The sequence below is a fragment of the Curtobacterium poinsettiae genome, assembly GCF_025677645.1.
Lineage (GTDB): Bacteria > Actinomycetota > Actinomycetes > Actinomycetales > Microbacteriaceae > Curtobacterium > Curtobacterium poinsettiae_A.
Genome location: NZ_CP106879.1, coordinates 2,010,049 through 2,034,929, shown reverse-complemented (window position 1 = coordinate 2,034,929; position 24,881 = coordinate 2,010,049). Strand labels below are relative to the sequence as shown.

The 24,881-nt window shown below is 72.1% G+C and carries 22 protein-coding genes; 5 read left to right on the top strand and 17 right to left on the bottom strand.

The genetic code is table 11. The features are described from left to right. The first annotated feature begins 52 nt into the window (after positions 1 to 52). A complete protein-coding gene (gene pknB / locus OE229_RS09765; RefSeq protein WP_209134731.1) occupies positions 53 to 2,128 on the top strand; it encodes a Stk1 family PASTA domain-containing Ser/Thr kinase in 2,076 nt (691 codons plus the stop codon). Between the two features lie 253 nt (positions 2,129 to 2,381). Here the strand turns inward: pknB and OE229_RS09760 are convergent, their stop codons facing one another. From OE229_RS09760 to OE229_RS09750, 3 genes are all read right to left on the bottom strand, one after another. Then, positions 2,382 to 3,767, bottom strand: coding sequence for a class II 3-deoxy-7-phosphoheptulonate synthase (locus OE229_RS09760; protein ID WP_262137715.1), 1,386 nt, complete (start codon positions 3,765 to 3,767; stop codon positions 2,382 to 2,384). Between the two features lie 104 nt (positions 3,768 to 3,871). After that, positions 3,872 to 4,597, bottom strand: coding sequence for a lysophospholipid acyltransferase family protein (locus OE229_RS09755; RefSeq protein WP_071405408.1), 726 nt, complete (start codon positions 4,595 to 4,597; stop codon positions 3,872 to 3,874). A gap of 54 nt (positions 4,598 to 4,651) precedes the next feature. Then, positions 4,652 to 5,605, bottom strand: a complete 954-nt coding sequence (locus OE229_RS09750) for an ROK family glucokinase (RefSeq protein WP_017886608.1) — start codon at positions 5,603 to 5,605, stop codon at positions 4,652 to 4,654. 121 nt (positions 5,606 to 5,726) lie between these two features. Between OE229_RS09750 and OE229_RS09745 the strand changes: the two genes are divergently transcribed. After that, entirely contained in the window at positions 5,727 to 7,664 is a 1,938-nt protein-coding gene (locus OE229_RS09745) for an AMP-dependent synthetase/ligase (protein WP_262137712.1), read from the top strand. Between the two features lie 259 nt (positions 7,665 to 7,923). Here OE229_RS09745 and OE229_RS09740 read toward each other — a convergent pair whose 3' ends face one another. The 3 genes from OE229_RS09740 to OE229_RS09730 form a co-directional block, all read right to left on the bottom strand. Beyond that, positions 7,924 to 8,055 carry a hypothetical protein gene (locus tag OE229_RS09740; protein ID WP_259362772.1) on the bottom strand — a complete coding sequence of 44 codons (132 nt, stop codon included), beginning with the start codon at positions 8,053 to 8,055 and terminating at the stop codon, positions 7,924 to 7,926. 142 nt (positions 8,056 to 8,197) lie between these two features. Beyond that, positions 8,198 to 8,701 (bottom strand): peptide deformylase, encoded by a 504-nt coding sequence (locus OE229_RS09735; protein WP_262137710.1) that lies wholly within the window; start codon positions 8,699 to 8,701, stop codon positions 8,198 to 8,200. A 1-nt stretch (position 8,702) separates the two neighbouring features. Further along, positions 8,703 to 12,113 (bottom strand): pyruvate carboxylase, encoded by a 3,411-nt coding sequence (locus OE229_RS09730; protein WP_262137708.1) that lies wholly within the window; start codon positions 12,111 to 12,113, stop codon positions 8,703 to 8,705. A 60-nt stretch (positions 12,114 to 12,173) separates the two neighbouring features. Here OE229_RS09730 and OE229_RS09725 point away from each other — a divergent pair, with 60 nt between their 5' ends. After that, positions 12,174 to 12,986, top strand: a complete 813-nt coding sequence (locus tag OE229_RS09725) for a ParA family protein (protein ID WP_027465232.1) — start codon at positions 12,174 to 12,176, stop codon at positions 12,984 to 12,986. Between the two features lie 682 nt (positions 12,987 to 13,668). On the opposite strand, the gene OE229_RS09720 is transcribed toward OE229_RS09725, so the two are convergent. From OE229_RS09720 to OE229_RS09700, 5 genes are all read right to left on the bottom strand, one after another. Continuing rightward, on the bottom strand, positions 13,669 to 14,229 hold the full coding sequence (locus OE229_RS09720; RefSeq protein WP_027465231.1) for a MerR family transcriptional regulator: 561 nt from the start codon (positions 14,227 to 14,229) through the stop codon (positions 13,669 to 13,671). Positions 14,230 to 14,413: 184 nt separating this feature from the next. Beyond that, positions 14,414 to 15,118 carry a transcriptional regulator FtsR gene (ftsR, locus tag OE229_RS09715; RefSeq protein WP_027465230.1) on the bottom strand — a complete coding sequence of 235 codons (705 nt, stop codon included), beginning with the start codon at positions 15,116 to 15,118 and terminating at the stop codon, positions 14,414 to 14,416. Next, on the bottom strand, positions 15,118 to 15,597 hold the full coding sequence (locus OE229_RS09710) for an FHA domain-containing protein (RefSeq protein WP_051596676.1): 480 nt from the start codon (positions 15,595 to 15,597) through the stop codon (positions 15,118 to 15,120). Before OE229_RS09710 ends, ftsR begins: the two co-directional genes overlap by 1 nt. 135 nt (positions 15,598 to 15,732) lie before the next feature. Next, the gene (locus OE229_RS09705) at positions 15,733 to 16,764 is read right to left on the bottom strand and encodes a FecCD family ABC transporter permease (protein WP_262137706.1); all 1,032 of its coding nucleotides are present in this window, start codon (positions 16,762 to 16,764) and stop codon (positions 15,733 to 15,735) included. Next, positions 16,761 to 17,795: a FecCD family ABC transporter permease gene (locus OE229_RS09700; protein ID WP_182065503.1), complete on the bottom strand. Its 1,035-nt coding sequence runs from the start codon at positions 17,793 to 17,795 to the stop codon at positions 16,761 to 16,763. The genes OE229_RS09705 and OE229_RS09700 overlap by 4 nt, the downstream gene beginning before the upstream one ends. Before the next feature lie 159 nt (positions 17,796 to 17,954). Between OE229_RS09700 and OE229_RS09695 the strand changes: the two genes are divergently transcribed. Continuing rightward, positions 17,955 to 19,454 (top strand): S1C family serine protease, encoded by a 1,500-nt coding sequence (locus OE229_RS09695; RefSeq protein ID WP_262137704.1) that lies wholly within the window; start codon positions 17,955 to 17,957, stop codon positions 19,452 to 19,454. Between the two features lie 19 nt (positions 19,455 to 19,473). Here the strand turns inward: OE229_RS09695 and OE229_RS09690 are convergent, their stop codons facing one another. Beyond that, positions 19,474 to 20,631 carry a hypothetical protein gene (locus OE229_RS09690; RefSeq protein ID WP_262137701.1) on the bottom strand — a complete coding sequence of 386 codons (1,158 nt, stop codon included), beginning with the start codon at positions 20,629 to 20,631 and terminating at the stop codon, positions 19,474 to 19,476. Between the two features lie 162 nt (positions 20,632 to 20,793). Further along, positions 20,794 to 21,042, bottom strand: coding sequence for a hypothetical protein (locus OE229_RS09685; protein ID WP_262137698.1), 249 nt, complete (start codon positions 21,040 to 21,042; stop codon positions 20,794 to 20,796). Between the two features lie 33 nt (positions 21,043 to 21,075). Between OE229_RS09685 and OE229_RS09680 the strand changes: the two genes are divergently transcribed. Next, complete coding sequence (locus OE229_RS09680; RefSeq protein WP_110860116.1) at positions 21,076 to 21,438, top strand: RNA-binding S4 domain-containing protein; 363 nt, start codon at positions 21,076 to 21,078, stop codon at positions 21,436 to 21,438. On the opposite strand, the gene OE229_RS09675 is transcribed toward OE229_RS09680, so the two are convergent. The 4 genes from OE229_RS09675 to OE229_RS09660 form a co-directional block, all read right to left on the bottom strand. Further along, positions 21,432 to 21,815: a hypothetical protein gene (locus OE229_RS09675; RefSeq protein ID WP_262137695.1), complete on the bottom strand. Its 384-nt coding sequence runs from the start codon at positions 21,813 to 21,815 to the stop codon at positions 21,432 to 21,434. The two genes, OE229_RS09680 and OE229_RS09675, sit on opposite strands and share 7 nt — an antisense overlap. A 67-nt stretch (positions 21,816 to 21,882) precedes the next feature. Beyond that, positions 21,883 to 22,821: a J domain-containing protein gene (locus tag OE229_RS09670; protein WP_262137693.1), complete on the bottom strand. Its 939-nt coding sequence runs from the start codon at positions 22,819 to 22,821 to the stop codon at positions 21,883 to 21,885. Between the two features lie 148 nt (positions 22,822 to 22,969). Then, complete coding sequence (locus OE229_RS09665) at positions 22,970 to 24,061, bottom strand: winged helix DNA-binding domain-containing protein (protein ID WP_262137691.1); 1,092 nt, start codon at positions 24,059 to 24,061, stop codon at positions 22,970 to 22,972. Continuing rightward, on the bottom strand, positions 24,058 to 24,804 hold the full coding sequence (locus OE229_RS09660; RefSeq protein WP_259577502.1) for a phosphotransferase enzyme family protein: 747 nt from the start codon (positions 24,802 to 24,804) through the stop codon (positions 24,058 to 24,060). Before OE229_RS09660 ends, OE229_RS09665 begins: the two co-directional genes overlap by 4 nt. Between the last annotated feature and the right edge of the window lie 77 nt (positions 24,805 to 24,881).

The window sequence follows — 24,881 nt, the reverse complement described above, 5'->3', positions numbered from 1 at the left end:
GGCCGGTGCGCCGGTGCGTCCGAGTGCGGTCTCGATTCGTAGAATGCCGCCGATGACCACCAACGCCGCCACGGACCCGATGATCGGTCGCATGATCGATCAGCGGTACCGCGTCCGCTCCCGCATCGCGCGCGGGGGCATGGCGACCGTCTACCTCGCGACCGACGTGCGCCTCGAGCGACGCGTCGCGATCAAGATCATGCACGGGCACCTGGCCGACGACCAGGCGTTCCGTGAGCGCTTCATCCAGGAGGCCCGTTCGGCCGCACGACTGTCGCACCCGAACCTGGTGGGCGTCTACGACCAGGGCGCCGAGGGCGAGATCGCCTACATCGTCATGGAGTACATCCCCGGCATCACGCTGCGGGACTTGCTGCAGGAGCACCACGCCCTGACGCCCGAGCAGGCGACGGACATCCTGCGCGCCGTGCTGGCCGGCCTTGCCTCGGCCCATCGCGCCGGGATCGTGCACCGCGACCTGAAGCCCGAGAACGTCCTGCTCGCCGACGACGGCCGCATCAAGCTCGGCGACTTCGGCCTGGCCCGGGCCACGACCGCGAACACGGCGACCGGCGCGGCCCTGCTCGGGACGATCGCCTACCTGTCCCCCGAGCTCGTGACGCGCGGTGCCGCCGACTCGCGCAGCGACATCTACGCGCTCGGCATCATGCTCTACGAGATGCTCACCGGCGAGCAGCCCTACAAGGGCGAGCAGCCGATGCAGATCGCCTACCAGCACGCCAACGACTCCGTGCCGGCGCCGAGTGCCGCGGTGTCCGGGGTGCCGCCGGAGCTCGACGAGCTGGTCGCCTGGTCGACCGCACGCGACCCCGAGGACCGCCCTCGCGACGCCCGCGAGATGCTCGACCACGTGTCGGGGAACCAGCAGCGTGCGACCGGCCAGTACCGCACGGCCGTGCTCCGCCCCGAGAACGGGACCGCGATCCTGCCCTCCGGTGGCGCCGGCACGCTCGGCGCCGCAGCCGCCGCGGCCTCGGTCGGGGCCGCAGGAGCAGCAGGAGCGGACGAGACCGCCATCATCGACCGGTCCGGCGACCGGGACACCGGCGACCGCGGTCGAGCGCCCGCCCGTGCCCGCGGCAACGCTCCGGGCCCCCGTCGTACCGGGGCACAGCCCGGCGTGCTCTCCCCCGCCGGACAGCGGCTCGCCGACCAGTCGGCGAAGCGTCGGAAGCGCGGCTGGATCCTGCTGTCCGTGGTCGTCGTGCTCGCGTTGATCGGAGCCGGCTTCGGCTGGTACTTCGGCCCCGGGCCGGGTGGCAACGTGCGCATCCCGGAAGTCACGGGCAAGTCGGTCTCGCAGGCCCGGCAGCTGCTCGAAGCACAGGGCCTGCAGGCGGCGTCGAAGACCGGGACACGGTTCGACGCCGTCGTCGCGAAGGGGCAGGTCTCCACGACGAAGCCGGCCGCGGAGCGCGTGGTGCAGAAGGGCACGGCGGTGCAGATCGTCGTGTCGAACGGCCCCCGGATGATCCCGCTGCCGGCGATCGTCGGTCAGCCGCTCTCCACCGTGACGGCGGCGCTCGACGACGACTTCGAGCTGCAGGACGACCGGTACGAGTTCTCCGCCGACGCCCCGAAGGACACCGTGGTCGCGGCGACAGGTCGGGCGCCCGGCGGCAAGGCGCTCGACCTCACGACGGTGCAGGCCTACGGCGAGACCGGGCCGGTCACCCTGACCGTGTCGCTCGGCCCGGTGCCCGACGTGGTCGGCAAGACGGTCGACGAGGCCTCCGCCGCACTCGACGAGGTCGGACTGATCCTCGGTGCACGCACCGAGGAGTACAGCGACACCGTGCCCGCGGGCCAGATCGTCTCCGCCGCCGTGCAGGACTCCCCCGCCGTGCGCGGGTCGGCGGTGGACGTCGTCGTGTCGAAGGGGCCGACGCCGATCACCGTGCCGGACCTCGGAGCGGAACGGCCCACGATCAACGAGGCGACGAAGACCCTGGAAGACCTCGGTCTCGAGGTCTCCGTGCCCGACTGCACGAACATCCTCTGCGGCTTCTACGACTGGAAGTCGAAGCTGCCGGTCACCGGCACCGACCCGGGCGCCGGCGCCACCGTCCACCGCGGCGACACGATCACCCTGTCCTACGACCAGTAGCGCCGGCAAGGCGTCGCATGGGTCGCGCCGATACAGTCGCGGAAGCGACAGTGTGCTCCCACCGTTCGGCGGCACACTGTCGCTTTCGCGAGCAGGAGATGACGACGCTCCGCACCCCGGCCTCGGCCGCGACCCCAGGACGGACGGGAGGCCCGTGGCGACGTCGCCACGGGCCTCCCGTCCGACACACGAGAGCGACAGAACCCCGCGAAATGCCGCGGGGTTCTGTCGCTTCGACGAGACGGTTCCTGCGTTACGCGCGGTCGGGCTGGTGCGCGCCGAGTTCCTCGGCCACCAGGAAGGCGAGCTCGAGGGACTGCATGTGGTTGAGGCGCGGGTCGCACAGCGACTCGTAGCGGGTGGCGAGGGTGGCCTCGTCGATGTGCTCCGAGCCGCCGAGGCACTCGGTGACGTCGTCACCGGTGAGCTCGACGTGCATGCCGCCCGGGTACGTGCCGACCTGGCGGTGGGCTTCGAAGAAGCCGAGGACCTCGTCCACGACGTCGTCGAAGCGGCGGGTCTTGTAGCCCGTCGGCGTGGTCAGGCCGTTGCCGTGCATCGGGTCGGTGACCCACAGCGGGCTGGCGTCCATGCCCTTGATCGCCTCGAGCAGCTTGGGCAGCTCGTCGCGGATCTTGCCCGCGCCCATCCGCGTGATGAAGGTCAGGCGACCCGGCTCACGGTTCGGGTCGAGCTTGTCGACGAGCGCCTTCATGTCGTCGACGCTCGTCGTCGGGCCGAGCTTCACTCCGATCGGGTTGCGCACCCGCGAGAGGAAGTCCACGTGGGCGCCGTCGATGTCCCGCGTGCGCTCACCGATCCAGATGAAGTGACCGGACGTGTCGTACGCCAGGCCGGAACGCGAGTCGATGCGGGTCATCGGGCGCTCGTAGTCCATCAGCAGCCCCTCGTGCGAGGCGTAGAACTCGACGTGCTTGAGCGCCTCGAAGTCGGCACCGCAGGCGTCCATGAAGCGGATCGCGCGGTCGATCTCCTTGGCGAGGTGCTCGTAGCGGGCGTTCGCGGGGTTCGATGCGAAGCCCTTGTTCCACGAGTGCACCTGGCGCAGGTCGGCGAAGCCCCCCTGCGTGAAGGCACGGACCAGGTTCAGTGTCGAAGCGGCGGTGTGGTACCCCTGCACCAGGCGGCGCGGGTCGGCCGTCCGGCTCTCCGGCGTGAAGTCGTAGCCGTTCACGATGTCGCCGCGGTAGGCGGGCAGCGTGACGTCGCCACGTGTCTCGAAGTCGCTCGAGCGGGGCTTGGCGAACTGCCCGGCCATGCGCCCCATCTTGATGACGGGCATCGAGGCGCCGTAGGTCAGCACGACGGCCATCTGCAGGATCGTCTTGACCCGGTCGCGGATGGAGTCGGCGGTGGCACCGGCGAAGGTCTCCGCGCAGTCACCGCCCTGCAGCAGGAAGGCCTTGCCCTGCGCGGCCGCGGCGAGCCGCTCGCGGAGCTTGTCGACCTCGCCCGCGAACACGAGCGGCGGGAGCGTGGCGATCTCGGCCGAGGCGGCCTCGGCAGCGGCGGCGTCCGGCCAGGTCGGCTGCTGCTTGATCGGGAGCGTCCGCCAATAGTCGAGCCCCTCGATGACGTCCGGATCCTGCAGGGCGACGAAGTCGGTCGACTCGGGCAAGGGCGTTACCTCGGTGTTCTGTGCGGGCGGCCCGACGACGCTGAGCGGCACCGGGCCACGCGTCGTCGATGGGCGTCCCGGCGGGGTGCCGGGACCATCAGAGCCTAACGTGCAGGCGTCGACTTCCGTTCCCGCATGACGGCCTCGCGCGCGGAGCTCGCCCGCTCCTTCACGCTGGTGGCGTAGACGTCCACGTACTCCTGACGGCTCAGGCCTGCGAGCTCGTGCATGACCTCGTCCGTGACGCTGCGCAGGATGAAGCGGTCGGTCTCGAACCCCTGGAACCGCGAGAAGTCGAGCGGCTTGCCGAACACGACCCCGACGCGCTTGATCTTCGGGAAGCGCTGCCCGATCTGCTGTACCTCGCGCGTGCCGACCATGGCAACGGGGACGACGAGCACGCGCCCCTCGAGGATCATCCGGGCGATGCCCGTGCGGCCGCGGTAGAGCTTGCCGTCGGGGCTGCGGGTGCCCTCGGGGTAGATCCCGAGCTGCTCACCGCGCGCCAGGACCTGCAGGCCGGTCCGGAGCGATGCCTCGGAGGCCTTGCCGCCGGAGCGGTCGATCGGCAGCTGGCCGATGGCGTTGAAGAACGTCTTCGTCGCCCAGCCCTTCAGCCCGCGGCCGGTGAAGTAGTCGCTCTTCGCCAGGAACGACAGTCGACGGTCGAGCACCGCGGGCAGGATCACCGAGTCGATGAACGAGATGTGGTTCGACGCGAAGATGACCGGGCCCGAGGTCGGGACGTGCTCACGCCCGACCACCCACGGCCGGAACAGGGTGAGGATGAGCGGGCCGAGCACGAAGTTCTTCAGCAGCCAGTAGGTCATCGACGACTCCAGGTGGTGAGAAGGGGGTGGCCCGGGTGGTGGGGAGGCCCGACCCTACGCCGTGCGGGCGTGGATGCGGGCGAGGTCGGCGGCACCGACGACGCCGGCGTCGTTGACGAGCTCGGCGATCACGAAGTCCGGCTCCGGGTGGTACCCGCGGGCCGGCAGGTTGTTGAGGTACGCCTGCTTGATCGGGTCGAGCAGCCGGTCCCCCGCGCTGGCGACGCCGCCGCCGAACACGAAGAGCTGCGGGTCGAGCACCGCGGACAGCGACGCGCACGCCTCGCCGAGGTGCCGACCGAGCCGGCGGAGGGCCGCGAGGGCACCCGGGTCGTCGGCCAGGATCAGGTCGCCGACGATCTTGCCGTCGAGCTGGCCGCCGTTGTCCGCGCGGGCGTCGGCCAGGGCCGAACCGATGCCGCCGGCGTCAGCGACGTCGTTCGCCATGCGCTGCAGGGCACGGCCCGAGCCGTACTGCTCGATGCAGCCTCGGGCGCCACAGCCGCAGGGCAGCCCGTTCGGGACGATGCGCAGGTGGCCGATCTCGCCGCCGGTGCCGAAGCCCCCGCGGAACAGGCGGTCCTCGGTCACGATGGCCCCGCCGACGCCCGTGCCGATGGTGAGCATGGTCATGTCGGACACGAGCCGACCGGCGCCGAACCGGAACTCGGCCCAGCCGGCGGCGTTCGCGTCGTTGTCGACCGTGATGTGCAGGTCGCCGAGGCGCTGCTGCAGCTTCTGCCGGAGCGGTTCGTTCCGCCAGCGGATGTTCGGCGTGTAGTAGACGATCGACTGCGAGGCGTCGATGAACCCGGGGGCGGCGACCCCCACGGCGCCGACCTGGTGGAGCGAGCTGAGTCGCTCGACCATCGAGACGACGTCGTCGAGCATGGCGTTCGGGTCCGCAGCGTTGGTGGCCACGCGGTCCTCGGCGACGATCTCGCCCAGTTCCGTCACGACCGCACCCGCGATCTTGGTGCCCCCGATGTCGATTCCGATGGCGTGCACGAGCAACGAGCCTACCGGTTCGCCGCGAAGTCACGGAACGCCCGGTGACGCGTCCTATGCTGGCGGTGTCGCCTCGGTGTTGAGGCGCACTCGAGTCGAACCGGCAGACAAGGGAGTCACCGTGAACGATCAGCGTCCTGCACGCAGCAGCGCCTCCACCGACACGTCCAGCGCTGGCAGTGCCGCCACCGGGACCACGCCGTCGGCCGGGAGGCACGCCACACCCCCCAGCGCAGGTCCCGTCGCCCCCGACCACGGCTCGGCAGCGCGGCTCCTGGGCGACCGCGTCCGCCTGACGCCCGACCGTCCGATCCTGGCCCAGCGCCACGGCGACGCCTGGACCACCTTCACCGCGGCGGAGACGCTCGCCCGGGTGCGCGGCATCGCGAAGGGCTTCGTCGCAGCCGGGCTCGAACCGGGCGCGCACGTCGCGATCCTGTCCCGCACGCGGCTCGAGTGGACCCTGGTCGACTTCGCCGTGTGGACAGCCGGCCTGGTGTCCGTGCCCGTCTACGAGACGAGCTCCCCCGACCAGGTGCGCTGGATCCTGTCCGACTCCGAGTCGGTCGCGATCGTCGTCGAGCAGGAGGAGCACGCGCGCCGCGTCGCCTCCATCGCGCCCGACCTGCCGTCCCTGGGCCAGCACTGGACGATCGACGGTGGCGGCCTCGACGACCTGACCCGGCTCGGCGAGGACGTCACCGACGACGAACTCGACGCCCGGACGGCGAACGTGCACGGGCACGACGACGCCACGATCATCTACACCTCGGGCAGCACCGGCCGACCGAAGGGCTGCGTCCTGCGGCACGACAACTTCACCGCCACGGTGGAGGGCGCGAGCGAGGCGATGCCCGAGGTCGTCGCCGACGGCGCCTCGACCCTGCTGTTCATCCCGCTCGCCCACGTCTTCGCCCGGTTCATCGCCGCGATGTCGGTGTCCGCCGGCGTCCTCGTGGGCCACGAGCCGGACACCAAGGACCTGATGCGAGCGGTGTCGACCTTCAAGCCGACGTTCCTGCTCGCTGTCCCGCGGGTGTTCGAGAAGATCTACAACTCCGCCGAGCAGAAGGCCGACCTCGGTGGCAAGGGCAGGATCTTCCGGGCGGCGGCCGACACCGCGGTCGCCCACTCCGAGGCCCTCGCAGCCGGCAGGGTGCCGTTCCTGCTCGGGCTCAAGTTCAAGCTGTTCGACCGGCTCGTGTACGCCAAGCTCCGCGACGCCCTCGGCGGACGGGTCGAGTACGCCGTCAGCGGTTCGGCACCGCTCTCCCCCCGGCTCTCGCACTTCTTCCGTTCCATCGGGGTGCTCATCCTCGAGGGGTACGGCCTGACCGAGACCACCGCTCCCGCCACGGTCAACCGCGCCCGGGAACTCCGCATCGGGACGGTCGGCCGCGCGCTGCCCGGCATCGAGGTCCGGATCGCCGACGACGGCGAGATCCTGATCCGCGGCGTCGACGTCTTCGACCGGTACTGGCGGAACGACGAGGCGACCGAGCACGCCTTCGCCGACGGCTGGTTCCGCACCGGCGACCTCGGCCGGCTCGACGCCGACGGGGTCCTCACCGTCACCGGCCGCGCCAAGGAGCTCATCGTCACCGCGAGCGGCAAGAACGTCGCGCCGGCACCGCTCGAGGACGGCATCCGCGAGCACCCGCTCATCGGCCAGGTCGTGGTGGTCGGCGAGGGCAAGCCGTTCGTCGCAGCACTCGTGACGCTCGACCGCGAGATGCTCCCCGGCTGGTGCGAGTCCCGCGGCATCACCCCGACGCTGAGCGGGCACGAGGCCGCGTACGACGAGCGCGTGCTCTCCGCCGTCCAGGAGGCCATCGACGCCGCCAACGGCCGGGTCTCCCGCGCCGAATCGGTCCGGTCGTTCACGATCCTCGACACGGACCTGACCGAGGCCTCCGGGCACCTCACGCCGAAGCTCACGATCAAGCGGTCGGTGATCCTGCAGGACTTCGCCGCCGACATCGACCACATCTACTCCGGGTCGAAGGTGCAGACGACGGCGACTCCGGTGATCGAGGGTCGGCGCCGCAGTCGCTCGTAGCACTCGCCGGGCGTACCGGGTCGATTCGGGCGTACCGGGTCGATCCGGGCGTACCGGGTCGTTCCTTTTGACCAGGTACGCCCGATCCCGCCGGGTGCGCGCGGGTGTGGACGCAACGGCCTGGGCCAACGTCGCCGTTTCCGACGCGCCGCGCCAGCGGCGGGTCGGCCGTACCGATGGGGAGAGGCCCGGATCACGTGCGTCGGACGTGATCCGGGCCTCCAGGCCGTGCAGTGGGCGCCGGGGGCGCCTGCGGGGCTCAGGCCTCCGGCGACTGCTCCGTCGCGGGGGCGTCGAGGACGGCGGTCGAACCGGTCGTGACGGTGGTCTCGGCCGGTCGACGGTTGGTGCGGGTGCGGTGCGAGCTGAGCTCGTCGTTCTGACTGGTCATGCGGGAGTCCTGGGGGGATGGGATGGTCGTCGGTGGGAGGCCGACAGCAGCACGGTACCCCCTCGTCAGGACAAAGCGACAATCCCCCGTGGGGGTGTCACACCACTGTTCACAGCTCGCGAACGCGGGACTGTGGGACCGCTCAGTGGAACCAGTCCTGCGCGCGGATGTCGCGCAGTGCCTGACGGCGGACCTCGGGGTCGAGCGTCATCACGTAGACGGTGCCGTCGAGGTGGTCGCACTCGTGCTGGAGCGCCTCGGCCATCAGGCCCGTGCCCTCGAGGACGACCTCCGCGCCGTCGACGTCGACACCCCGCACCTTCGCGTACGGGAAGCGACGCGTCGGGTACCCGAGCCCCGGGACGGAGAGGCACCCTTCTTCCATGAGCTCGGGCTCCCCGGAGACCTCGACGAGCTCGGGGTTGAGGACGTAGCCGACCGCACCGTCCACGTTGTACGAGAACGCACGGAGCCCGACGCCGATCTGGGGCGCGGCCACCCCGGCACGCCCCGGCTCCTTGACGGTGTCGATGAGGTCCTGCACGAGGTCACGGACCCCGGCGCTCCCGAGCAGTTCGGGGCGGATCGGGTCGGCCGACGAACGGAGGACGGGGTCGCCGAACAGGCGGATGGGACGAACGGTCAATTTACTGCAGCACCACCAGGAGGTCGCCGGCGTCCACCTGCTGGGTCACCGGGATCGCGAGTCGGCCGACGGTGCCCGACACGGGCGCCGTGATGGCCGCTTCCATCTTCATCGCCTCGATGCTCGCCACCGGCGTACCGGCCTCGACGACGTCACCGACAGCGACCTTGAGCGTCACCACGCCGGAGAACGGCGCGGCCACGTGCTTCGGGTCGGACGCGTCGGCCTTCTCGGCCGCCTTCGTCTCGACCTCGACCGAACGGTCGCGGACGGCGACCGGGCGGAGCTGCCCGTTCATCGTCGCCATGACCGTGCGGATGCCCTTGGCGTCCACCTCGCCGATCGCCTCGAGCCCGACGAACACGTCGACGCCCTTGCCGAGCGGGACGCTGTGCTCCTGTCCGGGGCGCAGCCCGTACAGGTAGTCGACGGTCGGGACGACGGACAGGTCGCCGTACTGCTCCCGCACGCGCTGGAACTGCTGCGTGGGCTGCGGGAAGAGCAGGCGGTTGAGGGCCTGCTGACGCCCGGGCCCGGGGGTCTCGAGGTGCGCGCGCTCGTCGGCGGGCACCGGGGTGATCTCGAGTCGGACGTCGCGACCGGCCAGGACCTTCGAGCGGAACGGCTCGGGCCAGCCACCGGGCAGGTCGCCCAGCTCGCCGGCCATGAACCCGACGACGGAGTCCGGGATGTCGTACTTGTCGGGGTTCTGCTCGAAGTCGACCGGGTCGGCACCGACCGCTGCGAGCTGCAGCGCGAGGTCGCCGACGACCTTCGACGACGGCGTGACCTTCGTCGGGCGCCCGAGGATCCGGTTCGCCTCGGCGTACCAGTCCTCGACCTGCTCGAACCGGTCGCCGAGCCCCAGGGCGATCGCCTGCTGCCGGAGGTTCGACAGCTGACCGCCGGGGATCTCGTGCTTGTAGACACGCCCGGTCGGCCCGGCGAGCCCGGACTCGAACGGCGCGTACACGCGACGGACCGACTCCCAGTAGGGCTCGAGGTCACCGACGGCGTCGAGGGACAGACCGGTGTCGCGCTCGGTGTGGGCCAGGGCGGCGACCAGGGCGGACATGCTCGGCTGGCTGGTCGTGCCGGCCATGGGTGCTGCGGCGACGTCCACGGCGTCGGCCCCGGCGCGCGAGGCGGCGAGCAGGGTCGCGAGCTGGCCGCCGGCGGTGTCGTGGGTGTGCACGTGCACGGGCTGGTCGAAGCGCTCGCGCAGGGCGGTGACGAGCTTCTCGGCCGCACCGGCACGGAGGAGCCCCGCCATGTCCTTGATGCCGATGACGTGCGCGCCGGCCTCGACCATCTGCTCCGCCAGCCGGAGGTAGTAGTCGAGCGTGTAGAGGTCCTCGGCGGGGTCGAGGAGGTCGGCGGTGTAGCAGAGCGCCGCCTCGGCGACGGCCGTGCCGGTCGCGAGCACGGCCTCCAGGGCTGGACGCAGCTGGCTGACGTCGTTCAGCGCGTCGAACACGCGGAAGACGTCGACGCCGGACCGAGCCGCCTCGTCGACGAAGGCGTCGGTGACCTCGGTCGGGTAGGGCGTGTACCCGACGGTGTTGCGGCCGCGCAGCAGCATCTGGATCGGGATGTTCGGCATCGCTTCGCGCAGCGAGGCCAGGCGCTCCCAGGGGTCTTCCCCGAGGAACCGGAGTGCCACGTCGTACGTGGCACCGCCCCAGGCCTCGACGCTGAGCAGCTGCGGGGTGAGCCGCGCGACGTGCGGTGCGACGGCGACGAGGTCCTTCGTGCGGACCCGGGTGGCGAGGAGCGACTGGTGGGCGTCCCGCATCGTCGTCTCGGTCACCGCGAGGGCCGTCTGGGCACGCAGGGCCTTCGACCACTCGGCCGGACCCATCGCCAGCAGGCGGTCGCGCTGCCCCGCGGGGACCGGGGCCGTCAGGTCGGTGGAAGGGAGCTTGTCGGCCGGGTCGGTGACCAGCGGCGACCGCTCACCGTTCGGCTTGTTCACCGTGACGTCGGCGAGCCAGGTGAGCACCTTCGTGCCACGGTCCTTCGAGACGTGGCCGCCGAAGAGCTGCGGACGTTCCTCGATGAACTTCGTCGAGACGTCACCGCGGGCGAAGTCCGGGTCCTCGAGCACGGCCTGCAGGAACGGGATGTTCGTGCTGACGCCGCGGATGCGGAACTCGGCGAGGGCGCGCTTGGCCCGGGACACCGCCGCTGGGAAGTCCCGGCCGCGGCACGTCATCTTCGCGAGCATCGAGTCGAAGTGCGGGCTGATCTGCGCGCCGGTGGCGACCGTGCCGCCGTCGAGCCGGACGCCGGCGCCGCCGGGGCTGCGGTAGGTGCTGATCCGGCCGGTGTCCGGACGGAAGCCCTGCGTCGGGTCCTCGGTCGTGATGCGGGTCTGCAGCGCCGCGCCGTGCACGGCGACGGTGTCCTGTGCCAGGCCCAGGTCGGCGAGGGTCTCCCCCGCCGCGATGCGCATCTGCGACTGCACCAGGTCGACGTCGGTGACCTCCTCGGTGACCGTGTGCTCGACCTGGATGCGCGGGTTCATCTCGATGAAGACGTGCTGGCCCTGGCGCTCACCCTCGGTGTCGAGCAGGAACTCGACGGTGCCGGCGTTCACGTACCCGATCGACCGGGCGAAGGCCACGGCGTCACGGTGCAGTGCCTGCGCGATCGCGGGGTCGAGGTTCGGTGCCGGCGCGATCTCGACGACCTTCTGGTTGCGCCGCTGCACCGAGCAGTCCCGCTCGAACAGGTGGATCGTGCCCACGTCGGTGCCGGTTGCGTCCGCGAGGATCTGCACCTCGATGTGGCGCGGACGGATGACGGCCTGCTCGAGGAACATCGTGGGATCGCCGAACGCACTGTCGGCCTCGCGCATCGCTGCTTCGAGTGCGTCGCGCAGCTCGGGCTTCGTCTCCACCCGGCGCATGCCACGGCCGCCGCCACCGGCGACGGCCTTGGCGAAGACCGGGAACCCGATCGCGTCGGCGCCGGCGATCAGTTCGTCGATGTCGCGGCTCGCCGGGGTGCTCGCGAGGACCGGGACGCCGGCCGCGATCGCGTGTTCCTTGGCGGTGACCTTGTTGCCGGCCATCTCGAGTACGTGCTCGCCCGGACCGATGAACGTGATGCCGTTCGCGGCCGCTGCCGCGGCGAGTTCCGGGTTCTCGGACAGGAACCCGTACCCCGGGTAGATCGCGTCGGCCCCCGACTCGCGGGCGACGCGGATGATCTCGGAGACGTCCAGGTACGCCCGGACCGGGTGACCCCGCTCCCCGATCAGGTAGGCCTCGTCGGCCTTGAGGCGGTGCAGGGAGTTCCGGTCTTCGTACGGGTAGACGGCCACCGTACGGGCCCCCAACTCGTAGGCGGCACGGAACGCGCGGATGGCGATCTCGCCACGGTTCGCAACGAGGATCTTCGTGAACACGACGTCCCTTTCAGCCCGGGTTGAGGTGAGACAACCCTAGTGGCGGTAACGTTGCTCAACGTGCATGTACTCAGCGTGAGCTCCCTCAAGGGTGGTGTCGGCAAGACGACGGTGACGCTCGGCCTGACCTCGGCCGCGTTCGCCAAGGGACTGCGCACGCTGGTGGTGGATCTGGACCCGCAGTCCGACGTCTCCACGGGCCTCGACATCAACCTCGCCGGCCACCTCAACGTCGCCGATGTCCTCGAGAACCCGAAGGAGAAGATCGTCCGTCAGGCGATCGCCCCCTCGGGCTGGACGAAGGGGTCGCAGGGCAAGATCGACGTCATGGTCGGGTCGCCCTCCGCCATCAACTTCGACGGGCCGCACCCGTCGATCCGCGACATCTGGAAGCTCGAAGAGGCCCTGGCCAACGTCGAGCAGGACTACGAGCTCGTCCTCATCGACTGCGCGCCGTCGCTGAACGCCCTGACGCGCACCGCGTGGGCCGCGTCCGACCGCGTCACCGTCGTCACCGAGCCCGGCCTGTTCTCCGTCGCCGCCGCCGACCGTGCGCTGCGGGCGATCGAGGAGATCCGCCGCGGACTCTCCCCGCGCCTGCAGCCGCTCGGCATCATCGTGAACCGTGCCCGGGTGCAGTCGCTCGAGCACCAGTTCCGCATCAAGGAGCTCCGGGACATGTTCGGCCCGCTCGTGCTCTCCCCGCAGCTGCCGGAGCGCACGTCGCTGCAGCAGGCGCAGGGTGCCGCGAAGCCGCTGCACGTCTGGCCCGGTGAGTCCGCGCAGGAGATGGCGAAGAACTTCGACCAGCTGCTCGAGCGCATCATGCGCACCGGCAAGATCGGTCCGTACGCCGAGGGCGGCGCCGCGTAGGTCGTTGCGGTCCAGCGGTCACGACATGCCGCTCACTTCCGCCGAGCGGTCACCAACTGTCGGCCGGCGGCCGCGCAGCCGACAGTTCGTGGCCACTCGGCGACACGCAGGCGACGGTTCGTGACCACACGGCGGCTGCCAGGAGGCCCACCCCGGCCCCGCCAGACACGCCTGACTCCAGCTCGCCCACCGGTCACGACATGCCGCTCACGTCCGCCGAGCGGTCACCAACTTGTCGGCCGACGGCCGCGCAGCCGACAGATCGTGACCACTCGGCGACACGCCCACGGCGGTTCGTGACCACACGGCGACTGCCAGGAGGCCCACCACGGTCCCGGCAGACACGCCCGACTCCAGATCGCCCAGCGGTCACGACATGCCGCTCACGTCCGCCGAGCGGTCACCAACTGTCGGCCAGCGGCCGCACAGGCGACAGTTCGTGACCACTCGACGACACGCAGGCGACGGTTCGTGACCACACGGCGGCTGCCAGGAGGCCCACCCCAGCCCCGCCAGACACGCCCGACTCCGGCTCGCCCAGCGGTCACGACATGCCGCTCACGTCCGCCGAGCGGTCACCAACTGTCGGCCAGCGGCCGCGCAGCCGACAGTTCGTGACCACTCGGCGACACGCGGGCGACGGTTCGTGACCGCGCTGGCGAGCCGCGGGACGAGAACCTCGTCAGGAAGCGCGGGAAGCCCGACGAGCGGCGAGCTCGTCGGAGGGGTCGGCCGCGGCGGTGGCGTCGAGCTCGACCAGGGAGCTCTCGACCTCGCGCAGGACCTTGCCGACCGCGATGCCGAAGACACCCTGGCCGCGGGACACGAGGTCGATGACCTCGTCGTCGGAGGTGCACAGGTACACCGAAGCGCCGTCGGACATCAGTGTGGTCTGCGCCAGGTCGGAGACGCCGGACTCCCGGAGCTGGTTGACCGCGGTGCGGATCTGCTGCAGCGAGATGCCGGTGTCGAGCAGGCGCTTCACGAGCTTGAGCACGAGGATGTCGCGGAACCCGTACAGGCGCTGCGATCCGGAGCCAGCGGCCCCGCGGATCGTCGGCTGCACGAGCTCGGTGCGGGCCCAGTAGTCGAGCTGTCGGTACGAAATGCCGGCTGCACGTGCGGCGACGGTGCCGCGGTAGCCGTTCTGCTCGTCGTGCTCGGGCAGACCATCGGTGAAGAGCAGCCCGAGGTCGTACCGGGTCACATCAGACTCGGTGCCAGGGGTGTCGTTCCCACTCATGAGCTTGCCTTCCACGACGATCGAGCTCCCACCCGAAGCTTCAACGACGGGTTGAGAGTTGTTCCGAGGTCCACGGTAGCGACTCCGACCGCTCCCGCGCGGGACATCCGACCCGGCGCGTCCGGCGTGTCGAGGATACGCCTCGGCCACTGACACACAACCCCTGTCGGAGCACCGGACGGTGTCATGCGTCGAGACGACCGATGGCCTGGCGGATGAGGTTCGACCGGATGATCTCGAGGTGCCCGGCGATCTCGCGTGCGAGCTCCGTGGCCTTCGCACGCGAGGTCGCGTCACCCCGGCGGGAGACCGGCATGAGGGCGGACTCGATGAGACCGACCTCGCGCTCGGCGGTACTGCGCAGCGTTCGGAGGTGTCGCGGCTCGATACCCGTGCGCTGCAGTTCGACCAGGGCCTTCAGCACGGAGACGCCGTCGTCGCCGTAGGTGTCGGTGGCCGGGAGCAGCGAGGCCGAGACCGCGTCGGCGAGGAGCATCGGTGAGGCGCCGGCTGCCCGGACCGTTTCGTCGCGGGTGTACCGGCGTTCGCGACCGAGGATCGACGGCTTCGGCGCGTCGCCTCCGCCGGGGAGGACCGGCTCGCGCCCGGCATCGAGGTCGGCGAGGTACTCCTTGATGACCTTGAGCGGCAGGTAGTGGTCACGCTGCAGTCCGAGGATCACCCGGAGCCGCTCGAGGTCGGCAGCGGAGAACTTGCGGTACCCGCTGGCCGTGCGGATCGGCGTGACGAGCTCGCGCTCTTCGAGGAACCGCAGCTTGGAGCTCGACAGGTCCGGGAACTCGGGCTTGAGGCGAGCGAGGACCTGCCCGATGGTGAGCAGGTCCGGCGCCGCGGACCCCGCCCGGGCCGCAGCGGACCGTGCGGCCACTACGCGTTCGCCAGGCGCGCCAGGTCGACCCGAGATGCGTAGAACGTCAGGCGGAACTTGCCGACCTGGACCTCGGCCCCGTCGGTGAGCAGCGCTTCGTCGATGCGGACACCGTCGAAGTACGTGCCGTTCAGCGAGCCGTTGTCCTTCACACTGAAGCTCGTGCCGTGGCGCAGGAACTGCGCGTGCTTGCGCGACACGGTGACGTCGTCGAGGAAGATGTCGGCGTCGGGGTGCCGACCGGCCGTCGTGACGTCGGAGTCGAGGAGGAACCGCGCACCCACGTTGGGGCCGCGACGGACCACGAGCAACGCCGACCCGGAGGGCAGGGCGTTGACGGCTTCACGTTCTTCGGTCGAGACACCGGACTCGGCGGTGAGCGCCGCGCCCATGTCCATGCTGAAGGTCAGCGTGGTGTCGACCAGCCGCTGCTCCGGGGTCTTCTGACCGCCCGGCTGCGGGACCACTGGATCTGGCATCGGTGGACCTCCTCCTCTTGGCCCACCAGCGTATCGGAAACGACGGCCCGAGCGGCAGCCCCGATCTGGGACTGTGGAACGACTTCCGCGATCCGCGAACGCCCGAGCGCTGTCAGCGACCCGTCCGACCCGACGTCACCGTCCCCGCGCGAGCAACCAGAGCAGGTACGGCGCCCCCACGACGCCCGTCACGACGCCCACGGGCAGCGCGTTGCCGGGGATCGCGAACTGTGCCAGCAGGTCGCTGCCGAGCGTGATCGCGGCACCGACGGCGGCGGCCGGCAAGAGTGCCACCCGTCCGCCGCCGACCAGGCGTCGGGCGATCGGTGCGGACATCAGCGCCACGAACGACACGGGCCCCGCGGTGGCCACGGCTGCGGCGGTCAGGCACACGGCAGTGAGGAGCAGGAGCACCTTCGCCCGGTCCGGTCGGAGTCCGAGCGCGGCGGCGACCTCGTCCCCGAGGCTCAGCACCTGGAGGCGGGCGGACTGCAGCAGCGCGAGCACGCCGAGCACGGCGAACGCGACGCCGAGGACCCCGACCAGGTCGCGGTCGACGGCGTTCAGGCTGCCGGAGAGCCAGAGCAGCGCGGTGCCCGCCTGGGTGACGGTGCCGCTCGTGAGCATCCAGCCGGTGATGCTCAGGCAGATCGCCGCGACGCCGATCCCGACGAGGATCACCCGGTTGCCGGTGATCCCCCGTCGCCAGGCGAGCCCGGCGATGACGATCGAGACCGCCACGGCGCCGACGAGCACGACCGAGAAGAGGGTGCCGCCGCTGGCACCGAACAGCACGATGGCGGTGAGTCCGGCGGCGCTGGCCCCCGAGGTGATGCCGATGACGTCGGGGCTCGCGATCGGGTTCCGCACGACGCTCTGCACGATGGCACCGGCGACGCCGAGGCTGGCGCCGACGAGGACGGCACCGAGCACCCGCGGCCCGCGGAGCTGCCCGATGACGAAGTCCGAGATCCGGTCCCCCTGGCCGAACAGGGCGGCGAGCACCTGCCCCGGGGTGAGCGGGATCGACCCGGCGCCGAGCCCGACCAGGACGAGCACCACGATGACCGCCACCACGGCGACGAGCACCGCGACCTCACGGCAGAGCCCGGCCGAGCGGCGCAGACCGCCAGACCGGGGACGCCCGGAGCCGAACGACTGCCTCACAGTCCCCGCACCGCCCTCGACCGCACGAGCGCGATGAACACCGGCGCCCCGATCAACGCCGTCACGATGCCGACCTGCAGCTCCCCCGGGTACGCCACGACGCGACCGATGACGTCGGCGACGAGCAGCAGTGCGGGGGCGACGATCGCCGACAGCAGGATGGTCCAGCGGTGGTCCGGGCCGCTCAGGCGGCGGACCGCGTGCGGCACGGCGAGCCCGACGAAGGCGATCGGGCCTGCGGCGGCCACGGCGGACCCGGCCAGCAGCACCGCGACCAGGCCACCCACGGCGCGGACGAGCACGACCCGCTGCCCGAGCGACGCCGCGAGTTCGTCCCCGAGCGCGAGGGTGTTGAGCGACCGACCGAGACCGAACGCGATCACCAGCCCGACGAGCACCGGCGCCGTGATGATCCCCGCCGTGCCGAGGTCCTTGCCGGCGAGGGCACCGACCTGCCAGAACCGCAACTGGTCGAGCAGGCTCTGGTCGGTCACGAGCACCGCGGTGGTGACCGACGACAGCGCCGCGGCGACCACGGCTCCGGCGAGAGCGAGTCCGACGGGTGAGAGGCCGCGCCGGGCGACGGTCGCGATCCCGTACACGAGCAGTGCGGCGAGGGCGGCCCCGACGAACGCGAAGGGCAGGTAGGCGGCCGTGCCGCTCACCCCGAAGACCGCGATCCCGGCCACCACGGCCAGGGTCGCACCAGAGTTGATGCCGAGGACGCTCGGGTCGGCGAGCGGGTTCCGCGTCACGCCCTGCATGACCGCCCCGGCCACTCCGAGCGCGGCTCCGGCGAGCAGTCCGACGACGGTGCGGGGCACGCGGTTGCCGAGCACGATGAGCCCGACCTCGTCGCTCCGACCGGGGTGCAGCACCGTGTCGAGGACGGTGCCGAGCGGGATCGGCCGCGAGCCGTACGCGATCGACAGCGCGCAGGCCACGGCGAGGACGACGACCGCCAGCACGGTCGCACCGACGAGTCGGGGGACGGAGCTGGGAGCCGGAGGCGTGGACGTCGACGGAGGCATGGAAGTAAGGCCACCCTAACGCCGGAGCCCCACTCGGCGTCCCCCGAGCAAGCCCGGAGCGTGCGCAGGGTTCGTTCATAGGCTCGTCATGGGGAGGCGCTCTGTACTGGTTCCCATCGACGCCCGACCGGGCCGTCGAGGGACGACCGGAGAGCACCGATGAACGAGACCCCGAACCCCGCAGCCGCCGACCACGACGAGGACGGCACCCCCGCCGCGCAGCAGCAGGCCCCCGGGACGCACTGGGAGGCGCCGCACGCCGACCCGGCCTCCCTGCGTCCGGCGTACGCGTTCGACGGCTCGGGTCCCTACCTCTACGGACCGGACGGCTCCGGCCCCTACGCCTACACGCCGGACGGCCGCGGCCCGTACCTGATCGGCAGCCCCGCCCTCGCCGGCGCCAACCACGCCTGGGCCTACTCGGCGGCGACCGCGAACCACCTCGGCACGACGAAGCGCCCGCGCCGGCTCGGGCTGGTGATCGGCTCCGGGATCGCCGCACTCGCCATCGTCGGCGCGGCGGGCGGAACCGCCCTCGGCCTGTCCTCGCAGGGGACGACCACGACGTCGAGCCAGTCGCAGGGCACCACCACGCTGCCCGGCACCGGATCCGGCACCGACGGCACCGGCGGCACCGGCAGCAGCGACGGGACGAACGGCTTCACGGTGCCCGGCGACGGCAGCGGCACCAGCGGCAACGGCAGCACCGGCACCGGCACCGGCACGACCCAGTCCCCCGCCACCGCGGCGACGGCGGCCGACAAGAAGGGCGTCGTGACCATCAACACCGTCCTGAACTACGACGAGTCGTCGCAGGCGGCCGGCACCGGCATGGTCCTGACCTCCGACGGCACGATCCTGACGAACAACCACGTGATCCAGGGCGCGACGAGCATCACCGTCACCGACGAGACCACCGGCAAGGAGTACAAGGCCGACGTGGTCGGGGCCGACGCCACGAACGACGTCGCCGTCCTGAAGCTCGAGGACGCCTCGGGGCTGTCCACGGTCACGCTCGACGACGACGGCGAGCCGAGCACCGGTGACACCGTGAAGGACGTCGGCAACGCCGAGGGCACCGGCAACCTCGTCGCCGCCGAGGGTACCGTCACCGCGACCGACCAGGACATCCAGGTGCAGAGCGAGTCCGGCACCGGCACCGAGTCCCTGACCGGACTCATCGAGATCTCGGCGGACATCGTCTCCGGTGACTCCGGCGGACCGGTGCTCGACAGCGAGGGCGAGGTCGTCGGCATGGCCACGGCGGCGTCCTCGGGCACGACCGACGTCACCGGCTACGCCATCCCGATCACCACCGCGAAGACCATCGCCGAGAAGATCCTCGCCGGGGAGTCCTCGAGCACGATCACCATCGGGTTGCCCGCGTTCCTCGGGGTCGAGGTCAGCAACACCACCGGCACCACCACCGGCGGCGTCGCCGTCGCCGGCACGGTCGAGGGGTCCGGCGCCGCGAGCGCCGGCCTGGCCGCCGGGGACACGATCACGAGCATCGACGGCACCGCGGTCACGAGCTCGGACCAGCTGACCGAGGTCGTCCAGTCGCACTCGGTGGGTGACGAGGTCAGTGTCCGCTACACCGACAGCACCGGCGCCACCAAGACCGTCACCGTCACCCTGACCGCCGGCCCCGCCGCGTAGCGGGAGAACCCGGGCACGCTCAGCCCAGCAGCGCCCGCACCACCGACCGGTAGACGTTGGCCGGGGAGTCCGTCCGGAAGGCGGTCTCCCCAGCCTTCGTCGTGCCCACGCGCGCGAACCCGTGTCCCTCGGCCCGCACGATCGTGATCGGCTTCGGCTTGCCCGGTCGACGCAGGTACGAGACGGTCCACGGCGCAGCCCAGAACCGCGCGAGGCGCGGGTCCGCTTCGGCGAGGGCCTCCGGCAGGTCCGGGGCGTCCGGGCCGCCGGCCAGCCTGCGGCCGAGCAGGTGCCCTGGGAGCGACCCCGTGCGGAACGGGAAGGTCCACGTCGGACCGATGCCGAGCCTCCCGGCCAGCAGCGCGACGGCCCGGTCCGGCGTGACGGACGCGACCACGGCACCCGCCGCGTCGGTCCCGTCGACGACGGTCTGCGACCAGGCCTGGAGGCGCGACTCGCCTCCGTCGGGCAGGTGCTGTTCCAGCGTGACCGGCTGGGCATCGCCCTGCCAGGGTTCGAGGAGGGTCTGGGTCGACTCCGGCAGGGTGCCGAGCCGGCCGACGAGGCCCGCCTCGATGAGTTCGCGGCCCGCCGCGGTGCGGAGCAGCGTGGGGTTCCACCGGCGTCCGGCGAGGCTCTGCAGGGTGCCGATCGCGTCCGCGCTGAGCCGGGGACCCTCGAGCGGTGTCGTCGGGGCGGGGGCCGGCAGGGGCTCGAGGTCACGCTCGGGGCGGACCGGGACCGTCTCGGTGGCGCGGACGGTCTCGAGGACGGCGAGCACGAGGTCGTCGGTCTCGAGCAGCCGGGCGAGCGGGCGTTCGATCGTCAGGTCGACGCGGTGCCGACCGGTGACGAAGAGCAGGTGGGTGCCCGCGACGTCGCCGTGCTCGTCGGGCCGGACGTACTCGACCAACCGGGCCGGGGCGCCGGCGCTCGTCCACGGGTCGCAGCCGACGAGCAGCAGGCCCTCGACCGAGCCGGGCAACCGTTCGAGCAGGCCGGTGTTCTCGTCGCCGATCGCGCGGTCGCTGGGACGGGATCGGACGGTGAGGACGACGTCGTCGCCGGTGACGCGCAGGTCCGCCTGGGCTGAGTCCTCGCGGCGCCAGGAGTCCGGGCGGCGGAGGGTCAGGCGGGCGGTGCGGTCCTCGGTGCCGAGCGGGACGGGGACTGCCATGGGATGAGCGTATGTCGGGAGCGGGGCGCGGGGGCCTGCGGCTCGCCGGGGTGGGCTCGCACCGTGCGAGGCGCTGAGCGAGTGGTGCGAGGTGCCGTCCTCCGTGCGACCCACGAGCGGTCGCACGGAGGACGGCACCTCGCACCAGACGAGCCGAGCGCGTCAGTGCCGCGCGGGCGGGGGCGGCGGTACGGGCTTCGCGGCGACGACGTCGGCGAGCCGGACCTCGACCGGGCCGCGGCGGGTGGCGATCGTCACGGAGTCGGGCGTCCGGGCGACCAGGTCGCCGAGGGCGTCCTGCGCGCCGTCCCCGTGGTGCGCCCGGACCACCAGGCGGTCCCCGATCGCGGCGTCGTGCAGCACCCCGAGCGCACGGGCCCGGGCGATCGCCGCCTGTTCGTCCGCATGCACCGCCCCAGGGTACGGGCCGCCTAGAGTGTCGGCATGGAGAAGGCCCGGGTCGACAGCTGGATCTGGGCCGTCCGGATCACCAAGACCCGGTCGGCCGCAACTGCCGCGTGCAAGGCCGGGCACGTCCGGGTGAACGGGGAGCGGGCGAAGCCGGCGCAGCCGATCGGCCCCGGTGACGAGGTGCGGGTGCGCCAGAACGGCTTCGACCGCATCGTCGTGGTGACCGGCATCATCCTGAAGCGGACGAGCGCCCCCGAGGCCGCGAAGCACTTCGAGGACAAGACCCCGCCGCGGCTGTCGAAGGAAGAGGCCGGGTTCGTGCCGATGCGCGAGCGCGGCGCCGGACGGCCGAGCAAGCGGGAGCGCCGCGACCTCGAGAAGCTCCGCGGCTACTGACGCTTCGCGCGCCCAGACCCGGACCCTGGCACGTGGACATCGACCACGATCTCGAACGTGTCGGACTCGATCTCGATCCGTTCTCCGGTCCACGGGGCCTCGAGGTGCCCGTCGTCGTCCGGGTCGGAACCGCCCAGCGCACGACCGGACGGTATGCGGTGGACGGGGATTCGGGTGCCGTCCTCGGCGACCACGAACAGGTCGGCCACCCGACCGCGGAACACCGTGATGCCGAACGGGTCGTCGTGGTGCCGGGACTCGGCGAACCTCGGCGTCCTGCCGTACGCGGTGAACGCCGCCGTGGTCTCCCGTTCGTACGCGGGCCCGCAGCAGTCATGCTCCCACCCGCCGACCACGACGACGACCTCTTCGCGCATGCCGTGATCGTACGACGCATCGGACGGTGGCGGTCCGAGCGCGGGGTCGAGCGTCAGGCGTCAGGCGTCAGACGAAGCGGACGGTCTGCTGCAGGCGGTCGCGGATCTCGAACACGTCGACGGAACCGGCCGGCGACCAGACGCCGTTCAGCACCTGGGCGAGCGCGCTCCGGCGGACGACGAGCGCGGTGGGCTTCTTCGGGGAGCCGACGAGCTGCACGTCCTCGGTGACGGCGGCGTCCGGCACGACGAGCAGCCGCCCGGAGAACCGCACCCGGGTCTGCTTCTGCACGGCACGGGCGGCGCGGACGAGTTCCTTGACGGGTCGCTCCCCCGGCGCGAGCGTCTCGCCGACGATCTCGCCGTGCTCGATGCGGACCGGAGCGCCCCAGTCGATGGACTCGACGGCCCAGAGTCCGCTCGGGGTCAGGACGGCGTGGTCGAGCTTGCCCTCGGCCCCGGCGTCGAGGTCGTGCCACACGGTGACACCGATCCCCATGTCGGAGACGATCGAGGCAGTGGTCTCTTCGGCCAGGGCCTCGGCGAGCAGGCGTCGGATGTGCCGCGGCGCGGAGCGGATGAGCGTGGGGTCGTAGGGGTCCTCGATGGGGTCGCCGAGCCCGACCCACTCGCGTTCGGCCTGCAGGAAGACCTCGCGCGACCGACCGCCGGGGTGTCCGTGGGACCGGGCCCGGGGGCGGGTGTCGCGACGCGCTGCCGGGGGTGCGTAGGCGTCGCGACCGGTGTCACCCCTGCCGGCGGCCGCCGCGGACGGACCGGACACGCCGGACGCGCGGAACCCGACGTCGTACGCGCGCCGGGCTGCCGGCGTGCCGATGCGCTCCCACGCGAGCTGGACCTGCCGGAAGCGCTGGGCGTCGCCGCCGAGGTCGGGGTGGGTCTCGCGGGCGGCCCGCCGGTAGGCGCGGCGGAGCGCTTCGTCATCAGCCGTCGCGGGGACGCCGAGGACTTCGTAGGGGGTGGCGTCGGCCGGGCTGTCCGTCATGGCCCTGCGACATTACCGGAGGCAGTGTCGGAGTCCGCCGCATGGTTGCTGGGTACGGTCTGGGCCCGTGCCGCCGGTTCCGCCAGCGGCGGGGTGGCCGTGCCGGTGCGAGAGGGCCGGTGCAGCGCGCGGCCCGCAGGTCGTCGTGTCAGACCACCGTGGTCGCGACGGGCGCGCCGAGGAACCCCGCGTACCGCGCGGCCGCTGCCTCGAGCGCACGGACGGCCGACGCGTCGACGGCACCGAAGGGTGTGACGGTGACGAGGTGCCCGGCCCGACGCTCGGTGCGCTTCCACGTGCCGACGACGCGCCCCCGGACGACGGCCATCGGCAGGAACATGCCGTTGGCGCCGGGGACGACCCGGTCGGCGTGAGCGGGGTCGAGCTGCGCCGACCGGTCGGCGTACCCGAGCAGGTACTCGTCGAAGCCGGGGAGCAGGTGCCCGGTGGGGACGCGCGCGGCTGCCGGGCGGGCGGATGCCGGCCGGTCGGCGAGGTCGAGGAGTCCGTCGCCGAGGTCCTCGACCGCGTCCCCAGCCGCGGCCCGGGCCCGGCGGAGGTCACCGAGCGGCAGTTTCGTCCAGCTCGCGGCGTCGACCTCGGTCGCTGGGCCACGGCCACGCAGGTACCCGAGCAGGACCCGGCGGAGGGCTTCGTCGCGGTCCGGCAACGCACCGGCGGCGGGTGCCCACTCGTCGAGCAGCACGAGCCCCTGCCCGACGCGGGCGGTGGGGCCCCACGCGACGAGGCCCTCCTGCGCGAGCTGCAGGACCAGGTGGTAGCCGCGACCTCCGGACGGGTCGATGCCGGCAGCGCGGTACGCCGCGAACAGGTCGTCACGGACCAGCGCTCGACCACCGACCAGGGCCGCGATCGTCGCGTCACGGGCCTGGCCGAGCAGGGCGTCGTCGATGCCGAGCTCGGCGGCGCGTCGGGCGATCGTGCGGAGCGTCCGTTCGGCGGTGAGCGAGAGCAGCAGGCGGAGGTCGTCGGGGCACAGGGCGTGCAGGGTGCCGCGCATCGGCCACGAGCGGACGAGCTCCCCGCGGTCGAATGCGGCGCGGACGTCGTCCCGCGTCGATCCCGGAGCGCGGACCCCGGTGGCCCAGAGCACCTGGCCGAGGTCCTGCCCCTGCACCGCCAGCATCCGCTCGACTGCTTCGGCGGGGCGCAGCCCCGGCGCCGCGATGCCCTGCGCCGCGAACCGCGCCGTGCGGAGCCGCGCGGGGCTGGTGGTCACGCGACGGCGGCGGTGACGGCGTCGGCGTGCTGCTCGAGGTAGGCGACGTCGGCGCGGTACAGGTCGGCGTGACCGTGCTGCAGGTCGCTGACGAACTTGGGGTTGCCGGCGGCGGCCTCGTGCTCGATCGTCGTGACGAGCGCGACGAGTGACGCGATCATCGTCTCGGCCAGGACACTGCGGGAGCGCTCGTCGAGCGCGTAGGCACGGCAGAACTCGGCAGCCCGCGCCAGCCGCTCGTCGAGGGCGCGAGCGGTCGATCCCTCGACAGCGCCGGTGGTGAACGGCGCGAACCGGTAGACGGCACTCGCGACGTCCCAGACGCGGGGCCCGGGGTGTGCGGTGTCGAAGTCGATCAGGCCGACGGCGGCGATGCCGTCGTAGACGCAGTTGTACGGGGCGAAGTCGCCGTGCACGATCGTCTCGACCGGGGCACGGTCGGCCTGCGACCAGAGGTCGTCGGTGGCGCTGCGCGGAAAGCTCGCGGCGGCGTCGTGGAACTGGCGGAGCAGGCGTGCACTGGTCACGAGGGCTGCCTCACTGGCGATGTCCTCGGTCCAGGGGTACTCACCAGCGACGCCCGGGACGAACGAGACCGTCTCGAGGGTGTCGCCGAGGGCGATCGGTTCGGGGGCTGCGACGAACCCCTGCTCGTGCAGGTGGGCGAGCAGCCGGTGCACCGTGGGGGTCCACGGCCCGGCGGGGCGGTGGACTCGGTCGTCGGCCCTGGTGATGCGCTCCAAGGGGAACCTCCTGCGTGTTGCGTCTCCGTTGACGGAGGGCCAGCGTACCGGCAGCGATCGACGGCCGCTCGGCGACC